Source organism: Roseovarius ramblicola, assembly GCF_042430665.1.
Classification (GTDB): Bacteria; Pseudomonadota; Alphaproteobacteria; order Rhodobacterales; family Rhodobacteraceae; genus Roseovarius; species Roseovarius ramblicola.
The window spans coordinates 206,351-230,867 of record NZ_JBHMEC010000003.1 but is presented as its reverse complement, the minus strand read 5'-3'; the positions used below and the strand labels follow the sequence as shown (position 1 = coordinate 230,867).

Below are 24,517 nucleotides of genomic sequence, written 5' to 3'. Positions count from 1 at the left end.
GTGGTAATCGCAGCAAAACGGGACAGTTTCATGAATATCCACGAGTATCAGGCCAAGGCGCTCCTGCGTTCCTTTGGCGCGCCGGTGTCGGATGGTCGCGTGGTCCTGCGCGGTGAAGAGGCCAAGACCGCCGCGGGCGCGCTCGACGGGCCGCTCTGGGTCGTCAAGGCGCAGATTCACGCGGGCGGGCGCGGCAAGGGCACGTTCAAGGAGCCCGGCGCCGGAGAGGCGGGCGGCGTGCGCCTTGCCAAATCCGTCGAAGAGGCCGCCGAGGAGGCGCGCCGGATGCTCGGGCGCACGCTGGTGACCAAGCAGACCGGCCCGGCGGGCAAGCAGGTCAACCGCATCTATATCGAGGACGGCTCGGGCATCGAGACCGAAATGTACCTTGCCCTGCTCGTGGATCGCGGCACGTCCCGCGTGAGCTTTGTCGCCTCCACCGAGGGCGGCATGGATATCGAGGAGGTGGCCGCCAAGACGCCAGAGAAAATTCTCAGCTTCTCGGTCGATCCCGCGACGGGCTATCAGCCCTTCCACGGTCGCCGCATCGCCTTCAACCTCGGCCTCAAGGGCCCGCAGGTCAAGCAATGCGTCGCGCTGATGGGCACGCTCTACCGCATGTTCATGGAAAAGGACATGGAGATGCTCGAGATCAATCCGCTGATCGTCACCGACAAGGGCGATCTCAAGTGCCTCGACGCCAAGATGGGGTTCGACTCCAACGCCATCTACCGCCATTCCGACATCGCCGAGCTGCGCGACACCACCGAAGAGGACCCCAAGGAGCTTGAAGCCTCCAAGTACGACCTCAACTACATCGCCCTCGACGGCGAGATCGGTTGCATGGTCAACGGCGCGGGCCTCGCGATGGCCACCATGGACATCATCAAGCTCTACGGGGCGGAGCCTGCCAACTTCCTCGACGTGGGCGGCGGGGCGACCAAGGAAAAGGTCACCGAAGCGTTCAAGATCATCACCTCGGATTCCAACGTCAAGGGTATCCTCGTCAACATCTTCGGCGGCATCATGCGCTGCGACGTGATCGCCGAGGGCGTGGTCGCCGCCGTCAAGGAGGTGGGCCTCAAGGTGCCGCTCGTCGTCCGGCTCGAGGGCACCAACGTGGAGAAGGGCAAGGAGATCATCAACACCTCCGATGTCGACGTGATCGCCGCCGACGACCTCAAGGACGGCGCGCAGAAGATCGTGAAGGCGGTGAAGGGGTGAGCGCACGGCGCGCAGCGAGCGGCACAACGGTCAGGAGCGGAAGGGGCCTTCCATGCGCGACGCTCTGAGATCGGAGTTCGAGGCCAAGGACTGGTCCGGGCGCAAGGTCCGCTCGCGCTCCGGTGCGGGCTCGACGCTCGAGGCCACCGCCGCCCTGCGCGCGGCGCTGCCCGGGCTGCTGGCGCGCCACAATGTGCGCCGCTTTCTCGACGCGCCCTGCGGCGACTGGTTCTGGATGCAGCATGTCGATCTGGGCGATGTCCATTACACCGGCGGCGATATCGCGCGCGACGTGCTCGACACCGTGAGGGCAGAGCACGCGGGCCCGTCCCGCGACTTCGTGCATCTCGACATCACCGCCGATCCGCTGACGCAGGCCGACATGATGATGTGCCGCGATTGCCTGTTCCACCTCAAGTGGTGGCTGCGCTGGAAGTTCTTCGAGAATTTCGCGGCCAGCGGCATCCCGTGGCTGCTCACCAGCATGCACCACACCCCGGTCAACCGGCGGCTTGGCAAGAACGGCGACTTTGCCCCGTTCAACCCCTGCGCCGCCCCGTTCAACTTTCCCGAGCCGGTCGGGACGATCCCCGAGACCGGCGAGATCGACCTCGACCCGGCGGTCCTCGCCACCGCCCGCGGCCGCCGTCAGCGGTCGATGGGCCTGTGGTCGCGCGCGCAGGTGGTCGAGACGCTGGAGAGACACGCAGCCGAGGAGAAGGCCCCCTGATCCACCCAATTCCGGGGTGCCGCGAGGGCACCCCCGACGACGAACAGCAACACCAAAGGAAGGAGCCAGAGAAATGGCAGTCCTCGTAGACAAGCAAACCAAGGTCATCTGCCAGGGGCTCACCGGCAGCCAGGGCACGTTCCACTCGGAGCAGGCCATCGCCTATGGCACGCAGATGGTCGGCGGCGTGACGCCCGGCAAGGGCGGCACCACGCATCTCGATCTGCCGGTGTTCAACTCGGTCCACGAGGCGCGCCACGAGACCGGGGCCAACGCCTCCGTCATCTACGTGCCGCCGCCCTTTGCGGCAGACAGTATCCTCGAGGCGCTCGACGCCGGGATGGATCTGATCGTGTGCATCACCGAGGGCATCCCGGTGCTCGACATGACGCGCGTCAAGCGCGCGCTGATGGACAGCAAATCGGTGCTGATCGGCCCCAACTGCCCCGGCATCATCACGCCCGACGCCTGCAAGATCGGCATCATGCCCGGGCATATCCACAAGCGCGGCTCCTGCGGCGTGGTCTCGCGCTCGGGCACGCTCACCTACGAGGCGGTCAAGCAGACCACCGATGCCGGGCTCGGGCAATCCACCTGCATCGGCATCGGCGGCGACCCGATCAAGGGGACCGAGCATATCGACGTGCTGGAGTGGTTCCTCGCCGATGACGAGACCGAGAGCATCATCATGATCGGCGAGATCGGCGGCTCCGCCGAGGAGGACGCGGCACAGTTCCTCAAGGACGAGGCCAAGCGCGGCCGCAAGAAGCCGGTCGCCGGCTTCATCGCCGGGCGCACCGCGCCGCCGGGCCGCCGCATGGGCCACGCCGGCGCCATCGTCGCCGGTGGCAAGGGCGGCGCCGATGACAAGATCGAGGCGATGCGCTCCGCCGGCATCGTCGTCGCCGACAGCCCCGCCGGTCTCGGCGAGGCAGTGCTCGAAGCGATCGGCTAACGCGTCCGGCGGGGCGGGGCATCCCCGCCCCGCCCCGGCCAACAGGGTTCCAAGCTCCTCCGAGGTGCAAACATGACCGACCAATCCTCCAACGACCAGTTCCACGCCTCCTCCTTCATGCAGGGACACAATGCCGCGTATCTCGAACAGCTTTATGCGCGCTACGCCAACGATCCCGGCGCGGTGGACGAGGCGTGGAAGACGTTCTTCGACGACCTTGGCGATCCCGGCGCGCAGGTGACGCGAGAGGCCGCCGGCCCATCATGGGCGCGGGGCGACTGGCCGCCGCAGCCCGCCGATGACCTGACCGCCGCGCTCACCGGCGAATGGCCCGCCGAGCCAGAGGCCAGGGATGCGGGCAAGAAGATCGCCGCCAAGGCCGCCGAAAAGGGCATCGAGGTCACCGACGAACAGGTCAAGCGCGCGGTGCTTGATTCGGTGCGCGCGCTCATGCTGATCCGCGCTTACCGCATCCGCGGCCACCTGATTGCCGAGCTTGATCCGCTGGGCCTGCGCGATCACGGCCACCGCCCCGAGCTTGACCCGAAATCCTACGGTTTCACCGAAACCGACATGGACCGGCCCATTTTCATCGACAACGTGCTCGGCCTCGAAGTTGCAAGCCTGCGCGAGATCCTCGCCATCGTGAAGCGCACCTATTGCGGCACCTTCGCGCTGCAATACATGCACATCTCCGACCCCGAACAGTCCGGCTGGCTCAAGGAGCGGATCGAGGGCTACGACAAGGAAATCAGCTTTACCCGGAACGGGCGCAAGGCGATCCTGAAAAAGATGGTCGAGTCCGAGGGCTTCGAGAAATACCTCCACGTCAAATACATGGGCACCAAGCGGTTTGGTCTCGACGGGGCCGAAAGCCTGGTTCCGGCGATGGAGCAGATCATCAAGCGCGGCGGCCAGCTCGGCGTCAGGGACATCGTCATCGGCATGCCGCATCGCGGGCGGCTCAACGTGCTCGCCAACGTCATGGGCAAGCCCTATCGCGCGCTGTTCCACGAGTTCCAGGGCGGCAGCTTCAAGCCCGAGGACGTGGACGGCTCGGGCGACGTGAAATACCACCTCGGGGCCAGCCACGACAGGGAATTCGACGGCAACACCGTGCACCTGTCGCTCACCGCCAACCCCAGCCACCTGGAGGCGGTGAATCCGGTGGTCATCGGCAAGGTCCGCGCCAAGCAGGATCAGTTGAGCGACGCCGAGCGCACCAGGGTGCTGCCCATCCTGCTGCACGGCGACGCGGCGTTTGCCGGACAGGGTGTCGTGGCCGAGTGTTTCGGCCTCTCGGGGCTCAAGGGGCACCGCACCGGCGGCACCATGCATATTGTGGTCAACAACCAGATCGGCTTTACCACCGCACCGCATTTCTCGCGCTCCTCGCCCTATCCGACCGATATCGCGCTGATGGTCGAGGCACCGATCTTCCACGTCAACGGCGACGACCCCGAGGCGGTGGTCCACGCCGCCCGCGTCGCCACGGAATTCCGCCAGAAGTTCCACAAGGACGTGGTCATCGATATCATCTGCTACCGCCGCTTCGGCCATAACGAGGGGGACGAGCCGATGTTCACCAACCCCCTGATGTACAAGAAGATCAAGCAGCAAAAGACGACGCTCGCCCTCTATACCGACCGGCTGGTCAAGGACGGCCTGATCCCCGAGGGCGAGGTCGAGGACATGAAGGCGGCGTTCCAGTCGCACCTCGCCGACGAGTTCGAGGCGGGCAAGGAGTATCGCCCCAACAAGGCCGACTGGCTCGATGGCGTGTGGTCCGATCTCAACCCGCACCGGGGCGATTACGAGCGCGGCGAGACCGCGATCAAGCCCGAGACGCTCGAAGAGGTCGGTCGCGCCCTCAGCCGCGCGCCCGACGGCTTCAACCTGCACAAGACGGTGGGCCGCCTGCTCGACGCCAAGGCCCGGATGTTCGAGACCGGCGAGGGCTTCGACTGGGCCACCGCCGAGGCGATCGCCTTCGGGTCGCTGCTGACCGAGGGGTATCGCGTCCGCCTGTCGGGTCAGGACAGCACCCGCGGCACCTTCAGCCAGCGCCATTCCGGGCTGATCGACCAGGACACCGAGGACCGCTACTTCCCGCTCAACAACATCCGCGACGGGCAGGCGCAGTACGAGGTGATCGACTCGATGCTCTCGGAATACGCCGTGCTGGGCTTCGAGTATGGCTACAGCCTCGCCGAGCCCAAGGCGCTCACCCTGTGGGAGGCGCAGTTCGGCGATTTCGCCAACGGCGCGCAGATCATGTTCGATCAGTTCATCTCCTCGGGCGAATCGAAATGGCTGCGCATGTCGGGCCTCGTCTGCCTGCTGCCCCACGGCTACGAGGGGCAGGGCCCGGAACACTCCTCGGCCCGGCTGGAACGGTTCCTGACCATGTGCGGCGGCGACAACTGGATCGTGGCCAACTGCACCACCCCGGCCAACTACTTCCACATCCTGCGCCGCCAGCTCTACCGCACCTTCCGCAAGCCGCTCATCCTGATGACGCCGAAATCGCTCCTGCGGCACAAGATGGCGGTCTCGGTGGCGGCGGATTTCACCACCGGCTCGTCGTTCCACCGGGTGCTGTGGGACGATGCCCAATACGGCAATTCCGACACCGAGCTGGTCCCCGACAAGAAGATCAGGCGCGTGGTGATGTGCTCGGGCAAGGTCTATTACGACCTGCTGGAGGAACGCGACAAGCGCGGCATCGACGATGTCTACCTGATGCGGATCGAACAGTTCTACCCGTTTCCGGCCATGTCCATGGTCAAGGAGCTGGAACGCTTCAAGCAGGCCGAGATGGTCTGGTGCCAGGAAGAGCCCAAGAACCAGGGCGCATGGTCCTTCATCGAGCCGAACATCGAATGGGTGCTCACGCGCATCAAGGCCAGCCACAAGCGGCCCCAATACGCCGGTCGCCCCGCCGCCGCCTCGCCCGCCACGGGCCTGGCCACGCAGCACAAGGCACAACAAGAAGCGCTGGTCGATGCCGCGCTGACCATCGAAGGGAAATAAGTGATGAGCACCGAAGTCCGCGTCCCCACCCTGGGCGAATCCGTCACCGAGGCGACCGTCGCCACATGGTTCAAGAAGCCGGGCGATCCCGTCGCCGCCGACGAGATGCTGTGCGAGCTTGAAACCGACAAGGTGACGGTCGAGGTGCCCTCGCCCGCCGCGGGCACCATGGGCGAGATCGTGGCACAGGAAGGCGAGACCGTGGGCGTCGATGCCCTTCTCGCCAGCATCACCGAGGGCGAGGGCAAGGCCGCCCCCGCCAAGGCCGACAAGAAACCCGACGCCCCGGCGCAGAAGGACAGCGGCGGCGGCTCGGGCGAGAGCATCGACGTCATGGTCCCGACCCTGGGCGAGAGCGTCTCCGAGGCCACCGTCTCCACCTGGTTCAAGGCGGTGGGCGACGCCGTCGATGCCGACGAGATGCTGTGCGAGCTGGAGACCGACAAGGTCTCGGTCGAGGTGCCTGCCCCCGCCTCCGGCACCCTGACCGAAATCGTCGCGGGTGAGGGCGAGACCGTGCAAGCTGGCGGCAAGCTGGCGCTGATGTCCTCGGGCGACGGGGCCGCAAGCCCCGCCAAGTCCGAAGACGCCCCGGCGGCGGACAGCGCGCCCGAATCCTCGGCCAAGGATGTCGAGGATGCCCCCTCAGCGAAAAAGGCGATGGCCGAAAAGGGCGTCAGCCGCGATCAGGTCGAGGGCTCGGGCCGCGACGGCCGGGTGATGAAGGAGGACGTGGCCAAGGCCGGCTCCGCCTCGAAACCGGGCTCTTCCGCCGCCCCTGCCGCCGCCCCTGCACAGGCCCCCCGCGCGCCCTCCCCGGCAGAGGACGCGGCGCGCGAGGAGCGGGTCAAGATGACGCGGCTGCGCCAGACCATCGCCCGCCGCCTCAAGGACAGCCAGAACACCGCCGCCATGCTCACCACCTATAACGAGGTGGACATGACCGAGGTGATGGCGCTGCGCAATCAGTACAAGGACGAGTTCAACAAGAAGCACGGCGTGAAACTCGGCTTCATGTCGTTCTTCACCAAGGCGTGCTGCCACGCGCTCAAGGAGGTGCCCGAGGTCAACGCCGAGATCGACGGCACCGACGTGGTCTACAAGAACTTCGTCCACATGGGCGTCGCCGCGGGCACGCCCACCGGCCTTGTCGTGCCGGTGATCCGCGACGCCGACCAGATGAGCTTTGCCGCGATCGAGAAGGCCATCGCCGAAAAGGGCGCCCGCGCCCGCGACGGCAAGCTCTCGATGGCCGAGATGCAGGGCGGCACCTTCACCATCTCCAACGGCGGCGTCTACGGCTCGCTGATGTCCTCACCCATCCTCAACCCGCCGCAATCGGGTATCCTCGGCATGCACAAGATCCAGCAGCGGCCCATGGTCGTGAACGGCGAGATCAAGGCACGCCCGATGATGTATCTGGCGCTCAGCTACGACCACCGCATCGTCGACGGCAAGGGCGCGGTAACGTTCCTCGTGCGGGTCAAGGACGCGCTCGAAGATCCTCGGCGGTTGCTGATGGATTTGTAAAAGATGTCACTAGTGGCAGCCAGCGATTTTATGGACCTTCCTCTGGAGCCAGAGGCGCGTTGGCTGCAACTGCGCGATTTGGTTGAGAAGCGCTTAGACGAGCGCTTCGATATGAACAATGGGGGGAACGAACCATATGAATTACTTGAATATGTTCAAATTCTTTCTGCTGCTGCAGAGGAATTAGGGATCGGCGAGCTATCACTAATCTCCCCGAGCAATATCCGGGAGGACTTTGATCCGTTTCGAGCAAGTGTTGCAGCTTTGGCAACTCGCCTGAGTCTTCGTTTGTCACCCAAAAATTCCACAGACTCCGTTGCACTATCGCGTCCAACGAGAAAAGAAATCTTGTGTAATATCGAAGCTCTTCGTTCGATGATAAGTCGTTCTGATATTTCGGAAGAAAATAAAGCGAAAGCTTCGAACATTTTTGATCATCTACAGATACTCATTCTTGCGCCCAGAACGGATATCGCTCGTGTTGGCATTCTGTTGGCGGCAATTGGTGCTTTCGCGGTTGGAACGACATCTTTACTCGCCGATTTGCCTCCTGCGATCGGTACAATTTCTGCGCTGATCGGTGCCGATAAGCTGGAAGAAGAGAGTGAGCAGGCTTTAATTGAGGACTCTAGAAAAAGAATACAGATTCAGGACCTCCGCGAAACGCCAGACGAAGTAACCAATAATGAAATACATGATGGGTCAAATGATGAAGTACCCTTTTGAAGCGAACCGATGACCCCCGAACTCACCGCCCTCACCCTCGCCGCGCTCCTGCAGGTCGTCCAATACCTGCTCTACGCCATCCCGGCGAACCTCGAGCTTGGCCCTGGCTACACCACCTCGCCGCGCGACCGCGAACCGTCGCGGCAGATGTCCGACGGCACCGCCCGCCTTGGCCGCGCGCTGACCAACCATTTCGAGGGGCTGATCCTCTTCACCATCGCCTGCGTCGCCGTCACCCTCGGCGACAAGTCGAGCCTCTTCACCGCCGCCTGCGCCTTCACCTACTTCGCCGCCCGCGTGGTCTATATCCCGGCCTATTACGTCGGTCTGCGCCCGTGGCGCTCGCTGATCTGGGCGGTGGGCTTCCTCGCCACCCTGCTCATGCTCTTGGCGGCGCTCGTCTGATGCTTCATCTTGCCCAAAATATTCCGGGGGAGTCGCGCCGCGCGCGACGGGGGCAGCGCCCCCTCTTGCCCGCCCGGCCACCGACACGATACCGACAAAATACCGACAGGGTACCGACGCGAAAAACGAAAGGATTTGACCCATGGCCTCCTATGACGTGATCATCATCGGCTCCGGCCCCGGCGGCTATGTCTGCGCCATCCGCTGCGCGCAGCTCGGGCTGAAAACCGCCGTGGTCGAGGGCCGCGAGACGCTGGGCGGCACCTGCCTCAACGTCGGCTGCATCCCCTCCAAGGCGCTGCTGCACGCCACCCACCAACTCCATGAAGCGGAACACAATTTCGCCAGGATGGGGCTCAAGGGCAAGTCGCCCTCGGTCGACTGGAAACAGATGCAGGCGTACAAGGACGAGGTCATCGGCCAGAACACCAAGGGCATCGAATTCCTGTTCAAAAAGAACAAGATAGACTGGATCAAGGGCTGGGCCTCGATCCCCGGGGCGGGCAAGGTCAAGGTGGGCGACGAGACCCATGATGCCAAGCACATCGTCATCGCCTCCGGCTCCGAGTCGGCCTCCGTTCCCGGCGCCGATGTCACCATCGACGAGAAGGTCGTCGTCACCTCCACCGGCGCGCTGGAATTGTCCAAGGTTCCCAAGAGCATGGTGGTGATCGGCGGCGGCGTGATCGGGCTCGAGATGGGCTCGGTCTATGCCCGCCTCGGCGCGCAGGTCACGGTGGTCGAGTTCCTCGATGCCATCACCCCGGGCATGGACGGCGAGGTCCAGAAGAACTTCCAGAAAATCCTGAAGAAACAAGGCATTGATTTCGTCATGGGCGCCGCCGTCCACACCGTCGAGACGCTCAAGACCAAGGCCAAGGTGCACTACAAGCTGCGCAAGGACGACAGCGAGCATCAGCTCGACGCCGATGTCGTCCTCGTGGCCACCGGGCGCAAGCCCTATACCGAAGGGCTCGGCCTCGACGGCCTCGGCGTCGAGATGACCAAGCACGGGCAGGTCGCGGTGGGCCGTGATTGGCAGACTAATATCAAGGGCGTCTACGCCATCGGCGACGCCATCGAGGGCCCGATGCTCGCCCACAAGGCCGAGGACGAGGGCATGGCCGTGGCCGAGGTGCTGGTGGGCAAGCACGGCCACGTCAACTACGGCGTGATCCCCGGCGTGATCTACACCCACCCCGAGGTCGCCAACGTGGGCGAGACCGAGGAAACCCTGAAAGATCAAGGCCGTGCCTACAAGGTCGGCAAGTTTTCCTTCATGGGTAATGGTCGCGCCAAGGCGAATTTCGCCGCCGACGGCTTCGTCAAGATTCTCGCCGACAAGGCGACCGATCGCATCCTCGGCGCGCATATCATCGGGCCGATGGCGGGCGATCTCATCCACGAGATCTGCGTCGCGATGGAATTCGGCGCAAGCGCCGAGGACCTCGCCCTCACCTGCCACGCCCACCCCACCTATTCCGAGGCGGTGCGCGAGGCGGCGCTCGCCTGCGGCGACGGCGCGATCCACGCCTGAACCCCGCCGGCGCGGCGCTCGCGTCGCGCCGGTATCGGCCGGACCTGTGTGAAGGGACTGGAGCGGGTGAAGGGAATCGAACCCTCGTCGTCAGCTTGGTGACTCCGTGGTGAATTTCGCTTTCCTTGTTTCAAATGAAGTAGTAACTTTTACTCTTATATTCTTACTGATGAATTTTTCTAGGCGAATCAAAAAGGGATTTTGTCGTCAAAATCCTCTTTAACGGCGTCCGGATCGTGTTTCTTTATCACTGCTTCAATCTTTTCGGGAACTCCCCAAGAATGCTTGACTTGCCCGTTGTTATTAACCGCGTCACGGAGGCGTGATTTGTATTCAGACTTCCAAACTTCTAGCTCTTCTACTTGTTTGCTATTGGCCTTGGCTTCAGCAAACGAGCCACTATTGCAAAAGCGATCGACTACTATGTCCGCGAGTTTGTCGCGAGTCTTAGGGTGCTTTCGATAAGCATCGTAGAGTTCGTTGGCAATAGATGCAGCATCTTTTCCTTTTCCATTAAAGGCTTGCTTCTTACCAAAAAGCCCATACGGTGCGATGTCCAACCTAACCGAAAACACAGGGACACCGCGTCCAAGAGCATATCCTACCTCTTGATCGGTCCAAGTGCTTTGGTTAAAGCCCTCATTCAGAAGTGCAACTAAGGCATCGCAAGTTCGGAGTGCCTTTTCAATTTCTTCCTGCCATTCGGCATCCGGTTCTATGTCTTCATGGGCGACAAAAGAGCAAATTCCGTATGTCGCAAGCGCTGCTTGAAGCTCAGATGCAAAGATTTTGTGCTTGGAGAGGTGTGAGAGAAAGACCCATAGCTGTCCTTCTATCCAAAACACGGGTGGATCTAGAACGCTGTTCTCACCAGTCTCGATATTAAGGTGCGCCGCGAGTTGCCGGAGCGGTAAATCCCCAAGTCCCTTAATCATGGTGACCACGTACGAAAATACGTCACCGCTCCACATGTCCTGAGTGTTTGCACCAAACTCGTCTAAGATCACATCAACTTCTGACCACGAAAGTGGTGAAAGCCGATGGGCAATCTCTGTCTTGTATGTTGCTCGTTCGGAAGGCGTGAGTAACATGACGCTAGTGTAACCAAACGGTCGACGAGGGCAATGGAGCGGGTGAAGGGAATCGAACCCTCGTCGTCAGCTTGGGAAGCTGCTGCTCTACCATTGAGCTACACCCGCGACGTGCCTTGATTACCCGCAAATGCGCCCGCGCCGCAAGAGCAAAGCGCGCGCTATTCCGGCAACTCCGCCTCGGGGATGATGGCAAAGAACGCGCCGCCCGACCACAGGCCGAACCACCCGTCGCGGCGATCCCCGATCTCGACAAGCCGGTAAAAGCTCTTGCGGTCGATCAGCGCCTCGAGGTCGGCGCGGACATGGACGTAAGGCGACGGCTCGCCGGTCCCGGAGTCGCGCTCCACCCGGATCGGATGATCCGGCCCGGCGGTGACGTGATCGCCCACATTGGTTGCGAACCGCAGGCTCTGACCCTCGCCGTCGCCCGTCCGCTCGAAATCCACGGCGACGAAGGGTGCGTCATCGACGGTGATTCCCACCTTTTCCACCGGGGTGACGAGGAAGTACCTGTCGCCGTCCTTGCGGAGAATGGTGGAAAACAGACGCACAAGCGCGGGGCGGTTGATGGGCGTGCCAAGATAGAACCACGTCCCGTCGCGGGCGATCCGCATGTCGAGATCACCGCGGAAGGGCGGGTTCCACGCATGCACCGGCGGCAGGTCATGGCCGTCGGATTTCGCGGCACGCGCCGAGGCGGCGAGGTTTTCGGCTGACGGAGTCGTGACAGGGCGTGCACTCATTGCTTTTGCCATTTCAGTTCGAGAGGATACATTCCATATCAGGATATAGGCCCAACCGGAGTTTTGCCATGACCGAAGAGACCGATCTCGTTGCCGGGCTGGAGGCGCTGGAGGATAAGCTGGCGCGCGCGCGGGCCTCGATCACCCGGCGTTTCATCGGGCAGGAGCGCGTCGTCGATCTGTCGCTCTCGGCGCTTCTGTGCGGTGGTCATGGTCTCTTGATCGGCCTGCCGGGGCTGGGCAAGACCCGGCTGGTGGAAACACTGGGCACGGTGATGGGGCTCGGCACCAACCGGGTGCAGTTCACCCCCGACCTGATGCCTGCCGACATCCTCGGGAGCGAGGTGCTCGAAACCTCGGATGACGGCCGCCGCGCCTTCAAGTTCATCGAGGGGCCGATCTTCTGCCAGCTTCTGATGGCCGATGAGATCAACCGCGCAAGCCCGCGCACGCAATCGGCGCTGTTGCAGGCGATGCAGGAGCGGCAGGTGACCGTGGCGGGCGAGACCCGCGCGCTCGACGCGCCCTTCCATGTGCTGGCCACGCAGAACCCGATCGAGCAGGAAGGCACCTATCCTCTGCCCGAGGCGCAGCTCGACCGTTTCCTCGTGCAGGTCGAGGTGCCGTATCCTGACCGCGACACCGAGCGCGCGATCCTGCTGGCCACCACAGGTGCCGACGAGGAAGAGGCGCACGGCGTGTTCACGCCCGAAGAGCTCATCGCCGCGCAGCGGATGCTGCGGCGGATGCCGGTGGGCGAGAGCGTGATGGAGATGATCCTCGATCTGGTGCGTGCGGGCCGCCCCGAGGAGCCGGGCGCGTCCCAAACGGTGCGCGAGAACGTGGCATGGGGGCCGGGGCCGCGCGCAGCGCAGGCGCTGATGCTGACGGTGCGCGCGCGGGCGATGTTGCAGGGCCGTCTCGCCCCGGATGCGAGCGATGTGGCTGCGATGGCGATGCCGGTGCTGAGCCACCGCATGGCGCTCAACTTTGCGGCACGGGCACGCGGCGACAGCCTCGGCGCGCTGATCTCGCGGCTGGTCGAGGACACCACCCGTACCGAGGCGGCAGCCTGAGATGGCCGAGCCCGCCCCTACCTTGCGCGCCCGTGCCGAGGCGGAAACCGCCCGCCTGCCGCCGCTTCTGGCGAGCGCCGACCGGCTGGCGCGCACGGTGATGATGGGCGAGCACGGGCGCAGGCGTGCGGGCACCGGCGACGATTTCTGGCAATACCGTCCGGTGATGCCGGGTGACAGCCGCCGGATGATCGACTGGCGGCGCTCGGCCCGTTCGGATGCGCAATTCGTCCGGCAGCGCGAATGGAAACTGGCGCAGAGCGTGATGCTTTGGGTCGATCCCGCGGCCTCGATGCGGTTTGCCTCGCGCACCGACCTGCCCGAAAAGGCGGACCGCGCGCGGCTGCTGACGCTGGCGGTGGCGCTGCTGCTCGACCGCGGCGGCGAACGCGTCGGGATGACCGGCACGGCGCTGCCGCCGCGGCGCGGCGCGGCGCAGATCGCGCGGCTGGCCGAAGCACTCACCGCCGAAAGCGGCGCGGACCACGCCGCGCCGGACATGTCCGGCCTCGTGCCTCACGGGCGCGCGCTGCTGGTGTCGGATTTCCTGGGCGATCCGGGCCCGGTGCGCACCGCCCTTACGGCGGCGGCGGATCGCGGCGTGCGTGGCGTGCTGCTACAGGTTCTCGACCCGGCGGAAGAGGCATTTCCCTATCGCGGGCGCACCGTTTTCGAGAGCGTGGCGGGCGGGATCACCCACGAGACGCTCAAGGCTTCGGACCTGCGCGAGCGCTACCTCGCCCGGCTCGCAGCGCGCAAGGATGAGCTGTCGGCGCTGGCGGCGGCGACCGGTTGGCAATACGGCTGCCACCACACCGATGGCCTGGCGCAGGCGGCGCTCCTGTGGCTGCACCGCGCCATCTCCGAGGGACGGGGAGGGCACACATGAGCCTGTCGGCCATCGGATTCACCACGCCGTGGCTGTTGTGGGCGCTGGTGGCGCTGCCGCTGCTGTGGATTCTGCTGCGCGCGGTGCCGCCCGCGCCGGTGCGTCGCCGCTTTCCCGGGGTGGCGCTGCTCATCGGGCTGCGCGACGAGGACAGCGTGTCCGACCGCACGCCGTGGTGGCTGCTCTTGTTGCGGATGCTGGCGGTGGCCGCGGCCATCGTCGGACTGGCGGGCCCGGTGCTCAATCCGCGTGGCGCCGACAACGCGGCGAGCGACGCGCCGCTGCTGATCGTGGTAGAGGATAGCTGGGCCGCCGCGCGCGACTGGCCGGCCCTGCGCGCCTCGATCGACGCACAGCTTGCGCGGGCAGCGCGCGACGGGCGCACCGCCGCGCTGCTGCGGCTGGGCGCGCCGGAACGCCCGGTGTTCCGCGCCGCCGCCGACCTGCGCAGCCGGCTGCCGGGGCTTGCGCCCGCGGCGTGGAGCGCGCAGCCCACAAGCTATGCCGAGGCCGCGGCGCTCCTGCCCGAAGGCGCGGTCGAGACACGCTGGTTCTCCGACGGGTTGGACCGCGACGGGCGTGAGAGCCTGCTGGGCGCGCTCGAGGCGCGCGGCCCGGTGGTGGTGCACGAAAGCGCGCGGCCCCTGCTTGCGCTGACCCCCCCCACCCTCGAGGACGGGATGGTGGCCATTCGGGCGTTGCGCGCGGGCACGCAGGGCACGCGCGACATCGAGATCGCCGCGCATGGCCGCGATCCGGCAGGGGTCGAGCGGGTGCTGGCGCGCCTGCCGCTGACATTTGAGGCTGGCGCCGCCGAGGCCACGGGCCGCCTGTCGCTGCCGCCCGAATTGCGCGCCCGGATCGATCGGTTCGAAATCGCCGGCGCGCGCCATGCGGGCGCGGTGAGCCTGTCCGATGACGGGCTGCGGCGGCGCGAGGTGGCGCTGGTCGCGGGCCGCGAGGACCGCGAGGGGCTGGAGCTTCTGTCACCGCTCTACTACCTGCGCAAGGCGCTCGCCCCCAATGCCGAGATCCTCGAGGGCGCGCTGCTCGATCTCATGCCCGCCAATCCCGACGCCGTGGTGCTGGCCGATGTGGCGACGCTTTCGCCGGCGGAACAGGACGCGCTGTCCGAATGGGTCGCGGCGGGCGGCGTGCTGGTGCGCTTTGCCGGGCCGCGGCTGGCGGCGAGCGATGTGTCGCGCGGGCAGGAGGCCCCGCTCATGCCGGTACGCCTCCGCGCCGGCGGGCGCACGGTGGGCGGCGCGATGAGCTGGGGCGCGCCCAAGACACTTGCCCCGTTCCCTGAGGGCAGCCCGTTTCGCGGCCTCGACATCCCCGGGGATGTCAACGTCAGCGCGCAGGTGCTGGCGCAGCCCGACCCCACGCTCGCCGACCGCGTGATCGCGGAGCTTGGCGATGGCACGCCGCTGGTCACGCGCAAGCGGATCGGCGCGGGGCAGGTGGTGCTGTTCCACGTCACGGCCAATGCCGAATGGTCGTCGCTGCCGCTGTCGGGGCTGTTCGTGCAGATGCTCGACCGGCTCGCGGTGTCCTCGACCCGGGCCGCCCCGTCACCGGCAGAGCTTGCCGGGACGACATGGCAGCCGGTGCAGGTGCTCGACGGGTTCGGGCGCCTGCAGGACGCCGGCACACGGCCCGGCGTGGCGGGCGAACGTCTGCTCGACGCGGCCCTCGGCCCGGATCTCTTGCCCGGCATCTACGAAGGCCCCGAGCGGCGCGTGGCGCGCAACGTGATCGGGTCCGACACGCGGATCGCGGCGGCGGACTGGCCCGCGCGCGTGCCCGTCGAAGGGCTGGCGCTCGACCCCGAGACACCGCTGGGCGGATGGCTTTTGTCGGCGGCGCTGGCGCTGATGGTGGCGGATATCCTCGCGGCGCTGGCGCTCTCCGGGCGGCTATGGCGCGGGGGCGCGGTGGCTGCGGTGCTGATGGCACTGACGCTTGTCGTGATACCACCCGGCCCGGCGCAGGCGCAGGCCGGCGGCGACGCGCGCGCGATCGCGGCCACGTCCGAGACGGTGCTCGCCCACGTGCTCACCGGCGATGCACAGGTGGACGATGCCGCGCGCGCCGGCCTGCGGGGGCTGGGGCGCGTGCTCACCTTCCGCACCTCGGTCGAGCCCGCGGCACCCATCGGCGTCGATCTCGAGCGCGACGAGCTCGCCTTCTACCCGATGCTCTACTGGCCGATCACCCCGGATCAGCCGCTGCCGTCGGCGGACGCCTATGCCCGGCTCAACGATTACCTGCGCAACGGCGGGCTGATCCTTTTTGACACGCGCGATGCCGATATCGCGGGCTATGGCGCGGCCTCGCCCAACGGGGCGCGGCTGCAACGGCTGGCCGCCCCGCTCGACATTCCGCCGCTGGAGCCGGTGCCAGAGGATCACGTCCTGACCCGCACCTTCTACCTGCTCAGCGAGTTTCCCGGCCGTCACAGGGGCCGCGACGTCTGGGTCGAGGCCGCGCCGCCCGATGCCGAGCGGGCCGAGGGCATGCCGTTCCGCGATCTCAACGACGGGGTGACGCCGGTGGTGATCGGCGGCAATGACTGGGCGGCGGCCTGGGCCGTGACCGAGCAGGGTGACCCGCTCTTTCCGGTGGGGCGCGGCTATACCGGCGAGCGGCAGCGCGAGATGGCCTATCGCTTCGGCGTCAATCTTGTGATGCACGTGCTCACCGGCAATTACAAATCCGATCAGGTGCACGTGCCCGCGCTGTTGGAAAGGCTGGGACAATGACCGGCACGGTGATCTTCGACCCGCTCGTGCCGCTGTGGTTCGTCGCCGCGCTGGCGGTGGTCTCGGGTGCGGGGCTTGTCCTCGCGGCGCGGCGTGGGCTGGCGGGCTGGGCGCTCAGGGCGCTGGCCGCGCTGGTGCTGATCGCCGCGCTCTCGGGCCCCTCCTACCGGCAGGAAGAGCGCGAGCCGCTCAGCGATATCGTGCTGCTGGTGGATGACCGCAGCGCCAGCCAGCGGCTCGCGGACCGCGCGGAAACCACCGCCGCCGCCACCGAGACACTCGCCGCCCGGATCGAGGCGCGCGACAATACCGAGCTGCGCCGCGTCACGGTGGGGGATGCCCCCGACAATCGCGGCTCGCTGGTGATGGGGGCGCTCTCCGAGGCACTGGCAGAGCTGCCGCGCGGGCGGATCGCGGGCGCGATCCTGCTGTCGGACGGGCAGGCGCACGATACCGACGCCGCCCCGGACATGCCCGCGCCGCTGCACCTCCTGCACACGGGCCGCGAGGGCGACTGGGACCGGCGGCTGCGCATCGACAATGCCCCGGCCTTTGCCATCCTGGGCGAAGAGGTGCGCCTGACGCTCACGATCGCCGACGAGGGCGACGCGCCCGAGGACGTGACGACCGTGCCCGTGGATATCTCCGTCGATGGTGCGCCGCCGCAACGCTACGACGCCCCGCTGGGGCGCGAGGTGACGCTGCCGCTCACGCTGCCGCATGGCGGGCGCAACGTGCTGCAATTCTCCACCCCCGCCGCCGACGGAGAGCTGACCGACCGCAACAATACCGCGCTGGTGCAGATCAACGGCGTGCGCGATCGGCTGAGCGTACTGCTGGTCTCGGGACAGCCGCACGCGGGCACGCGGACATGGCGCAACCTGCTGAAATCCGACAGTTCCGTGGACCTCGTGCATTTCACCATCCTGCGTCCGCCCGAGAAACAGGACGGCGTGCCGGTGCGCGAGCTGTCGCTCATCGCCTTCCCCACACGCGAGCTGTTCCTCGAGAAGGTGGACGAATTCGACCTCATCATCTTCGACCGTTACCGGCGGCGCGGCATCCTGCCGTCGATCTATCTCGAGAATATCCGCCAGTATGTCGAGCGGGGCGGCGCGGTGCTGCTGGCCGCGGGCCCCGATTTCGCAGGGGCCGAGAGCATCTATCGCGGCCCGTTCGAGCAAATGGTCCCTGCCCGCCCCACCGCGCGCGTGGTCGAGGAGGGATACCGCCCGCAGATCAGCGACCTGGGGCAGCGCCACCCGGTGACGGCGGGACTCGGCGAGGCACCGGAGGGTGAATGGGGCCGCTGGCTGCGCCAGATCGAGGTGGAGCCCGACGCGGACGGCGAGGTGGTGATGACCGGCGCGGGGGATCGCCCGCTGCTGGTGCTCGACCGGGTTGGCGAAGGGCGCGTGGCGCTGCTGGCCTCCGATCATGCCTGGCTCTGGGGGCGAGGCTACGAGGGCGGCGGGCCGCAGCTAGACCTGCTGCGGCGGCTGGCGCACTGGATGATGAAGGAGCCCGAGCTTGAGGAAGAGGCGCTGCGCGCCGAGGCGACCGGACAGACCATGCGCATCACCCGGCGCACCCTGTCCGAGGCGGTGCCCGACCTGACCATCACCACGCCTTCGGGCGACGAGGTGGTCCGCTCTCTCGAGGAGGTGGCCCCGGGGCGGTTCGAGACGGTCTACGAGGGGCCGGAAATCGGGCTCTACCGGCTGGAGAACGGCGACCGGACGGCGGTGATCGGCCTCGGCCCGGCGGCGCCAGTCGAGTTCGAGCGCACGCTGGCCACCGGCGAGGTGCTCGATCCCGCCATCGCGCCCACGGGCGGCGGCGCGCTCGCGCTTGAGGACGGGCTCCCGGCGATCCGAGAGGTGCGGTCGGGCCGCCCCGCCGCCGGGCGCGGCTGGATCGGGATCACCCCGCGCGGCGCCTACGAGACGGTGAGCGTGCGCAGCATGGCGCTCCTGCCGCCCTGGCTGGTGCTGTTGCTGGCCGCCGGGTTCCTCACCACAGGCTGGCTGCGCGAGGGGCGGCGCTGAACGCGTCACGCGAGAGCAGGCCCCGGTCTTGAGCTTCCCGGATGCGAATGCGAATGAACGCTATTCGCTTTGCCGCCGGTCGCGCCGGTCCGTCTTCAGGGTTCGAGATCGACGCGGACTCTCTCGTCTCCCCAGCCATCGACCGAGCAATTCGCGCGGATATAGATCGTGCGCGTGCCGTCGGGCAGGTCGAGATTGGTGAGCGAGCGGGTGAAGGGCTGTTCCTTGACATGCGGATGGTGCAGCAGTCGGTAGCCGATGCGGTTGCCGTCGGCGTCGAGCACTTCCCACCCGTCGGCGTAGTGATCCCAACCGGTATCGGGATGCTCCAGCGTGACATCGACACGCCACGACATGCCCGACTTGGTGGCCGTCGCGTCGAGGATCCTGGGCTCATGCGCAAACACAGGGGCGGCGAGCAATGCGGCAAGCGCCGCGGCGAACGGAAAGGCGATCTGTCTCATGAGCGACATTATAACCGGTGTGGTCGCAATATGCACTCACGACCGCGTGTCCGGCCCGTCGCCTTCCGGGCGCATCAGCACGGCACGCGACAGAGAGGCAAACTCGCGCCTGAGCAGCACCATGAGTGTGATCGCCACCGCCAGCAGCAGGGCCCAGGCCCCCAAGAGCCACGCCGCCGCGGTCAGCGCGAAATAGAGCGCGCGCAGCCCCCGGTTGAAGCCGCGCGCGGCGGTGATGTTGATCTCCGCCGCCTTTTGCGCGCGCGGCAGCGCCGCCGGGTCGGCGGGATCGTTCGGTACCGCCGCCATCACCACCGCGCAATAGCCGAACAGCCGGTTCGCCCAGACGAACTTCAGAAAGGCGTTGGTGAGAAAGGCGACGATCACCAGGATCTTGACCTCCCAGACGATCACCGGCGCGGTGCCGTCCATCAGGTCATCGGCGAGCCCGATCAGCCGCTCGACCTCGCCCAGCAGGGCCAGTGTGCCACCGATTGCGATGAGCGTCGCCGAGGCAAAGAACGAGGTGCCTTGCCTGAGCTGCCCGATGATCTGCGAATCGAAGATGCGCGGATCGCGGGCGACGAATTGCACCATCCATTCGCGGCGATACTGCGCCATCAGGTTCGAGGTCGAGGGAAAGCGGCGCGGCGCGTGCTCGATCAGAAGCGTCACCCCCGCCCACGCGCCGACGAGCGTGAGGAAGGCGGCGAGATCGCGCGGCGTGAAATGCCCCAGCGCGTCGTTGAGCATCTCCATCATGGCGGTCAGAACGGACGGACGACCACGGCCCAGAGCACCGCGATCGCGCCCAGAACGCTGATTTCATTGAAGATACGCAGGAAGCGATCGCTCTCGGTGAAGGTGCCCCGGCGCGCGCGCAACACCAACCGACCGGTCCAGCCGTAATGCGCGGCAAGCGCCAGCACCAACGCCAGCTTAAGATGCGTCCAGCCGGGCCAGCCCAGCCAGTGCGCAAGGTAGAGCCCGGTGGCAATGGCGATCACGCCAAGACCCAGCGAGAAGCGATAGAGCCGGATCGTCAGGTCGCCCAACGGCCCGAACTCGCCAAGCCGGTCCCATTCGCGATGCCAGTAGATCAACGCACGCGGCACGGCGAATATGGAGGTCATCCACCCCATGACGCAAAGAATATGGATGATCTTGACCCACTCCATGTGCGATGACTGCCCGAGGCCGTGTGCCTGCGCAAGGTCTGCCGCGCGTCCCTTGTCAAAAAAGGACTCGCGAACAGGCCAAATTGGTTATATGATTTTACCAATTTTCAGGAGATAGCCATGCAGATGCCCGAGCCGAACGCCGACATTCTCGCCCGCAAGGCGGATCTCGTGGCGCGCCTGCGCAAGGTGCTGCCGCGCGACGCGGTGATCGAGGACCCGATGGAGACGCGCGCCTACGAGTGCGACGCGCTCACCGCCTACAAATGCCCGCCGCTCGCCGTGATCCTGCCCGCCTCGACGCGGGAGGTCTCGGATGCGCTGGCCATCTGTCACGACATGGGCGTGCCGGTGGTGCCGCGCGGCGCGGGCACCTCGCTTGCGGGCGGCGCGCTCCCCACCGCCGACAGCGTGATCCTCGGCGTGGCGCGCATGACCGGGGTGCTGGAGACCGATTATGACAACCGTTTCATCCGGGTGCAGACCGGTCGCACCAATCTAAGCATCACCGGCGCGGTCGAGGAAGAGGGCTTCTTCTACGCGCCCGACCCGTCAAGCCAGCTTGCCTGCGCCATCGCGGGCAACATCGCGATGAATTCGGGCGGGGCGCATTGCCTCAAGTACGGCGTGACCACCAACAACCTGATGGGCGTGACCATGGTGCTGATGGACGGCACCGTGGTCGAGCTCGGCGGGGCACATCTCGATGCCGCGGGCTATGATCTGCTGGGCGTCATCTGCGGATCGGAGGGGCAGCTTGGCGTGGTGACCGAGGCGACACTGCGCATCCTGCGCAAGCCCGAGGGCGCGCGCCCGGTGCTGATCGGCTTCGACTCGAGTGAGGTGGCAGGCGCCTGTGTGAGCGACATCATCAAGGCGGGCGTTCTGCCGGTGGCGATCGAGTTCATGGACCGGCCCTGCATCCGCGCCACCGAGGATTTCGCCCATGCCGGATACCCCGATTGCGAGGCGCTGCTGATCGTCGAGGTCGAGGGTTCCGACCCCGAGATCGACGCGCAGCTCGCGCTGATCGAGGAGATCGCGCGCCGCCACGACCCGGTGGAGCTGCGCCAGAGCCGCTCGACCGAGGAGAGCGCGGCGATCTGGAAGGGGCGCAAATCCGCCTTTGGCGCGATGGGTCAGATCGGCGACTACATGTGCCTCGACGGCACCATTCCCGTGAGCGCCCTGCCGCATGTGCTGGGCCGCATCGGCGAGATGAGCCGCGAGTTTGGTCTCGACGTGGCCAACGTGTTCCACGCCGGCGACGGCAACATGCACCCGCTGATCCTGTTCGATGCCAACAAGCCCGGCGATCTCGAGACCTGCGAGGCGTTCGGCGCGGAAATCCTCAAGCTCTGCGTCGAGGTCGGTGGGTGTCTCACCGGCGAGCACGGGGTGGGCATCGAGAAACGCGACCTGATGGCGCATCAATACGGGGCCTGCGATCTCGCCGCGCAGATGGACGTCAAGGACGTGTTCGACCCGAAATGGCTCCTGAACCCGGCCAAGGTGTTTCCGCTGGACGTCTCGGGCACGCGGCGCGCGGCCTGATCCGTCAAATTCCGGGGGTTCACCCCCGGACCCCCAGAGTATTTTTGCCAAGAAGAAACCGCATGACACCCCAGACAGAGGCAGAGCTTGCCACGATCATCAAGGAAGCCGACGGCCCGCTGCGCGTCGAGGGCGGCGGCACGCGGCCAATAGGCGGGGCGTCGAACGGCGCGCGGCTTTCGACGTTGACGATGACCGGGATCGAGCTTTACGAGCCCGGCGCGCTGACCCTCGTGGTGCGGGCGGGCACGCCGGTGGCGGAGGTCGAGGCCGCGCTCGCGGCCGAGGGGCAGCGGCTCGCCTTCGAGCCGATGGATCATCGCGGGCTGTTGGGCACCGAAGGAACCCCGACCATCGGCGGCGTGGTGGCCGCCAATGTCAGCGGGCCGCGCCGCGTTCAGGCCGGGGCCTGCCGCGATTTCCTGCTCGGGGTGCGCTTTGTCGACGGGCAGGGGCGCATCATCCGCAATGGCGGGCGGGTGATGAAGAACGTGACCGGCTACGACATGGTCAAGCTGATGGCGGGCAGCTACGGCACGCTGGGTGTGCTGACCGAGGTGGCGCTCAAGGTGCTGCCGCGCCCGCGCGCCACCGGCGTGCTGCTGTGCGAGGGGCTGGACGACGCCACCGCAATTCAGGTGCTGTGCCGTGCGCTTGGCTCGCCCTACGAGGTGAGCGGTGCCGCGCATCTGCAACGTGGTCTTGATGGCGCACCGGTGACGATGATCCGGCTCGAAGGGTTCGCCGAGTCGGTCGCCTATCGGGCCGGGGAGATGCAAAAGCTGCTGTCCGATTCCGGCAGCTTCACGCTGGAGACCGACCCGGACCGCACCGCTGCCGGCTGGCGGTATATCCGCGATGTCGAGCCGTTTCACGGGCGGCCGGGCGACGTGTGGCGACTGTCGGTCAAGCCCACAGACGCGCCGGGGATCGTCGCGGCCCTGCCGGGCACCGAGGCAGTCTATGACTGGGGCGGGGGCCTTGTCTGGCTGCTGATGCCCGAGGGGACAGGCGGGACGGAGATACGAGAGACCGTGGCGCAGCGCGGCGGTCATGCCACGCGGGTGCGCGGGGCGGGAACGGACGCCTTTCCCCCGTTGCCCGAGGCTGTGGCGGCGCTTCAGTCCGGGCTGCGGCGGCGGTTCGACCCGCGCGGCATCCTCAACCCCGGCCTGATGGCCGAGGCGTAGGAGAGGGACGGAATGAAGACCGAGTTCACGCCCGAGCAACTGGCCGATCCGAAAATCGCCCGCGCCAACGAAATCCTGCGATCCTGCGTGCATTGCGGGTTCTGCACCGCCACCTGCCCCACCTATCAGGTTCTGGGGGATGAGCTGGACAGCCCACGGGGCCGTATCTACCTCATCAAGGACATGCTGGAAAATGACCGTGTCCCCGATGACAAGACGGTCAGGCATATCGACCGGTGCCTGTCGTGCCTCGCCTGCATGACGACCTGCCCCTCGGGCGTGCATTACATGCACCTCGTCGATCAGGCGCGCGAGTATATCGAAGAGCGGTATCGACGACCGCTCGGCGATCGGGTGCTGCGCTGGATCCTGGCGCGCATCCTGCCCTATCCGATGCGGTTCCGCGTGGCGCTTCTGGGGGCCAGGATCGGGCGGCCGTTCGCGCGGCTCATGCCCGATGCGCGGCTGCGCGCGATGCTGGAGATGGCCCCCAAACAGGTGCCGCCCGTCAGCCGCAACGACGATCCGCAGACCTTTCCCGCGCAAGGCGCACCCAAGAAGCGCGTGACGCTGATGACCGGCTGTGCGCAGCGCGCGCTCAACACCGATATCAACGACGCCACCATCCGCCTGCTCACCCGGCTTGGCTGCGAGGTGGTGGTGGCCGAGGGGGCGGGGTGTTGCGGGGCGCTGACGCATCACATGGGCAAGACCGAAGAGAGCCACGCGACGGCGGCGAAGAACATCCGCGCCTGGGCGCGCGAGATGGACGAGGGCGGGCTCGATGCCATCGTCATCAACACGAGCGGTTGCGGCACCACGGTCAAGGATTACGGCCACATGTTCCGCCACGAGCCGCTGGCCAGCGATGCCGCGCGGGTGAGCGATATCGCGGTGGATGTGAGCGAATTGCTGATGCAGCTAGACCTGCCCGAGGGCGAGGAAAAGGGCCTCACGATCGCCTATCACGCAGCCTGTTCGCTACAGCATGGCCAGCAGATCAAGAGCTATCCCAAGGACCTCCTGAAACGCGTCGGCTTCAAAGTGGTCGAGCCCGCCGACGGTCACCTGTGCTGTGGTTCGGCGGGGACTTACAACCTGATGCAGCCGACAATCTCGAAACAGCTCAAGGACCGCAAGGTTCGTACGCTCGAGGCCAAATCTCCCGATGTGATCGCAGCGGGCAATATCGGCTGCATGATGCAGATCGGCGGCGGCACCGCGGTGCCGGTGGTGCACACTGTGGAATTGCTGGACTGGGCCACCGGCGGGCCGCGGCCACCCGCGCTGACGCAGGCGGAAAGCGGCATGGCCGGTGTCCCCGTTCTGCGCGCAAACCGGTCATAATCTGGCCCGAAACGGTTGCTAGCCGGTGG

The 24,517-nt window shown here is 66.4% G+C and carries 20 protein-coding genes and 1 tRNA gene; 15 read left to right on the top strand and 6 right to left on the bottom strand.

What is annotated here, in order from left to right:
* The first annotated feature begins 30 nt into the window (after positions 1-30).
* The 8 genes from sucC to lpdA all read left to right on the top strand — a co-directional run bounded on the left by sucC (position 31) and on the right by lpdA (position 10,140).
* Positions 31-1,224, top strand: coding sequence for an ADP-forming succinate--CoA ligase subunit beta (sucC, locus tag ACFFU4_RS02725; RefSeq protein ID WP_377066801.1), 1,194 nt, complete (start codon positions 31-33; stop codon positions 1,222-1,224).
* A 52-nt stretch (positions 1,225-1,276) separates the two neighbouring features.
* Positions 1,277-1,954, top strand: coding sequence for a hypothetical protein (locus ACFFU4_RS02720; protein WP_377066799.1), 678 nt, complete (start codon positions 1,277-1,279; stop codon positions 1,952-1,954).
* A gap of 73 nt (positions 1,955-2,027) precedes the next feature.
* Complete coding sequence (gene sucD / locus ACFFU4_RS02715) at positions 2,028-2,909, top strand: succinate--CoA ligase subunit alpha (RefSeq protein ID WP_377066797.1); 882 nt, start codon at positions 2,028-2,030, stop codon at positions 2,907-2,909.
* A 72-nt stretch (positions 2,910-2,981) separates the two neighbouring features.
* Positions 2,982-5,942, top strand: a complete 2,961-nt coding sequence (locus tag ACFFU4_RS02710) for a 2-oxoglutarate dehydrogenase E1 component (protein WP_377066795.1) — start codon at positions 2,982-2,984, stop codon at positions 5,940-5,942.
* Between the two features lie 3 nt (positions 5,943-5,945).
* Positions 5,946-7,472 carry a 2-oxoglutarate dehydrogenase complex dihydrolipoyllysine-residue succinyltransferase gene (gene odhB, locus ACFFU4_RS02705; protein ID WP_377066793.1) on the top strand — a complete coding sequence of 509 codons (1,527 nt, stop codon included), beginning with the start codon at positions 5,946-5,948 and terminating at the stop codon, positions 7,470-7,472.
* Positions 7,473-7,484: 12 nt separating this feature from the next.
* On the top strand, positions 7,485-8,198 hold the full coding sequence (locus ACFFU4_RS02700) for a hypothetical protein (protein WP_377066791.1): 714 nt from the start codon (positions 7,485-7,487) through the stop codon (positions 8,196-8,198).
* Between the two features lie 9 nt (positions 8,199-8,207).
* Entirely contained in the window at positions 8,208-8,603 is a 396-nt protein-coding gene (locus ACFFU4_RS02695; RefSeq protein ID WP_377066789.1) for an MAPEG family protein, read from the top strand.
* Positions 8,604-8,745: 142 nt separating this feature from the next.
* A complete protein-coding gene (gene lpdA / locus ACFFU4_RS02690; protein ID WP_377066787.1) occupies positions 8,746-10,140 on the top strand; it encodes a dihydrolipoyl dehydrogenase in 1,395 nt (464 codons plus the stop codon).
* A gap of 188 nt (positions 10,141-10,328) precedes the next feature.
* Here lpdA and ACFFU4_RS02685 read toward each other — a convergent pair whose 3' ends face one another.
* The 3 genes from ACFFU4_RS02685 to ACFFU4_RS02675 form a co-directional block, all read right to left on the bottom strand.
* A complete protein-coding gene (locus ACFFU4_RS02685; RefSeq protein ID WP_377066785.1) occupies positions 10,329-11,231 on the bottom strand; it encodes a toll/interleukin-1 receptor domain-containing protein in 903 nt (300 codons plus the stop codon).
* A 34-nt stretch (positions 11,232-11,265) separates the two neighbouring features.
* A tRNA-Gly gene (locus ACFFU4_RS02680) sits at positions 11,266-11,339 on the bottom strand.
* A 53-nt stretch (positions 11,340-11,392) separates the two neighbouring features.
* Entirely contained in the window at positions 11,393-11,977 is a 585-nt protein-coding gene (locus ACFFU4_RS02675; RefSeq protein WP_377066783.1) for a DUF1285 domain-containing protein, read from the bottom strand.
* Between the two features lie 68 nt (positions 11,978-12,045).
* Here ACFFU4_RS02675 and ACFFU4_RS02670 point away from each other — a divergent pair, with 68 nt between their 5' ends.
* Genes ACFFU4_RS02670 through ACFFU4_RS02655 form a run of 4 tightly spaced genes read left to right on the top strand, consistent with a single transcriptional unit; the run spans position 12,046 to position 18,755 of the window.
* Positions 12,046-13,053: an AAA family ATPase gene (locus ACFFU4_RS02670; protein ID WP_377066781.1), complete on the top strand. Its 1,008-nt coding sequence runs from the start codon at positions 12,046-12,048 to the stop codon at positions 13,051-13,053.
* 1 nt (position 13,054) lies between these two features.
* Entirely contained in the window at positions 13,055-13,942 is an 888-nt protein-coding gene (locus tag ACFFU4_RS02665; protein ID WP_377066779.1) for a DUF58 domain-containing protein, read from the top strand.
* Positions 13,939-16,707: a DUF4159 domain-containing protein gene (locus tag ACFFU4_RS02660; protein ID WP_377066777.1), complete on the top strand. Its 2,769-nt coding sequence runs from the start codon at positions 13,939-13,941 to the stop codon at positions 16,705-16,707. The genes ACFFU4_RS02665 and ACFFU4_RS02660 overlap by 4 nt, the downstream gene beginning before the upstream one ends.
* Positions 16,704-18,755: a glutamine amidotransferase gene (locus ACFFU4_RS02655; protein ID WP_377066775.1), complete on the top strand. Its 2,052-nt coding sequence runs from the start codon at positions 16,704-16,706 to the stop codon at positions 18,753-18,755. The genes ACFFU4_RS02660 and ACFFU4_RS02655 overlap by 4 nt, the downstream gene beginning before the upstream one ends.
* A 95-nt stretch (positions 18,756-18,850) precedes the next feature.
* Here the strand turns inward: ACFFU4_RS02655 and ACFFU4_RS02650 are convergent, their stop codons facing one another.
* From ACFFU4_RS02650 to ACFFU4_RS02640, 3 genes are read right to left on the bottom strand one after another with little or no spacing between them, the layout of a single operon-like run.
* Positions 18,851-19,219 carry a hypothetical protein gene (locus ACFFU4_RS02650; RefSeq protein ID WP_377066773.1) on the bottom strand — a complete coding sequence of 123 codons (369 nt, stop codon included), beginning with the start codon at positions 19,217-19,219 and terminating at the stop codon, positions 18,851-18,853.
* 36 nt (positions 19,220-19,255) lie between these two features.
* On the bottom strand, positions 19,256-19,972 hold the full coding sequence (locus ACFFU4_RS02645) for a DUF599 domain-containing protein (RefSeq protein WP_377066835.1): 717 nt from the start codon (positions 19,970-19,972) through the stop codon (positions 19,256-19,258).
* Positions 19,973-19,986: 14 nt separating this feature from the next.
* Positions 19,987-20,397, bottom strand: a complete 411-nt coding sequence (locus tag ACFFU4_RS02640) for a CopD family protein (protein WP_377066771.1) — start codon at positions 20,395-20,397, stop codon at positions 19,987-19,989.
* 120 nt (positions 20,398-20,517) lie between these two features.
* On the opposite strand from ACFFU4_RS02640, the gene ACFFU4_RS02635 reads away from it, so the two are divergent.
* The 3 genes from ACFFU4_RS02635 to glcF all read left to right on the top strand — a co-directional run bounded on the left by ACFFU4_RS02635 (position 20,518) and on the right by glcF (position 24,488).
* Positions 20,518-21,951, top strand: coding sequence for an FAD-linked oxidase C-terminal domain-containing protein (locus ACFFU4_RS02635; protein WP_377066769.1), 1,434 nt, complete (start codon positions 20,518-20,520; stop codon positions 21,949-21,951).
* 62 nt (positions 21,952-22,013) lie between these two features.
* Entirely contained in the window at positions 22,014-23,141 is a 1,128-nt protein-coding gene (glcE, locus tag ACFFU4_RS02630; RefSeq protein ID WP_377066767.1) for a glycolate oxidase subunit GlcE, read from the top strand.
* Between the two features lie 12 nt (positions 23,142-23,153).
* Positions 23,154-24,488, top strand: a complete 1,335-nt coding sequence (glcF, locus tag ACFFU4_RS02625) for a glycolate oxidase subunit GlcF (RefSeq protein WP_377066765.1) — start codon at positions 23,154-23,156, stop codon at positions 24,486-24,488.
* Positions 24,489-24,517 lie beyond the last annotated feature (29 nt).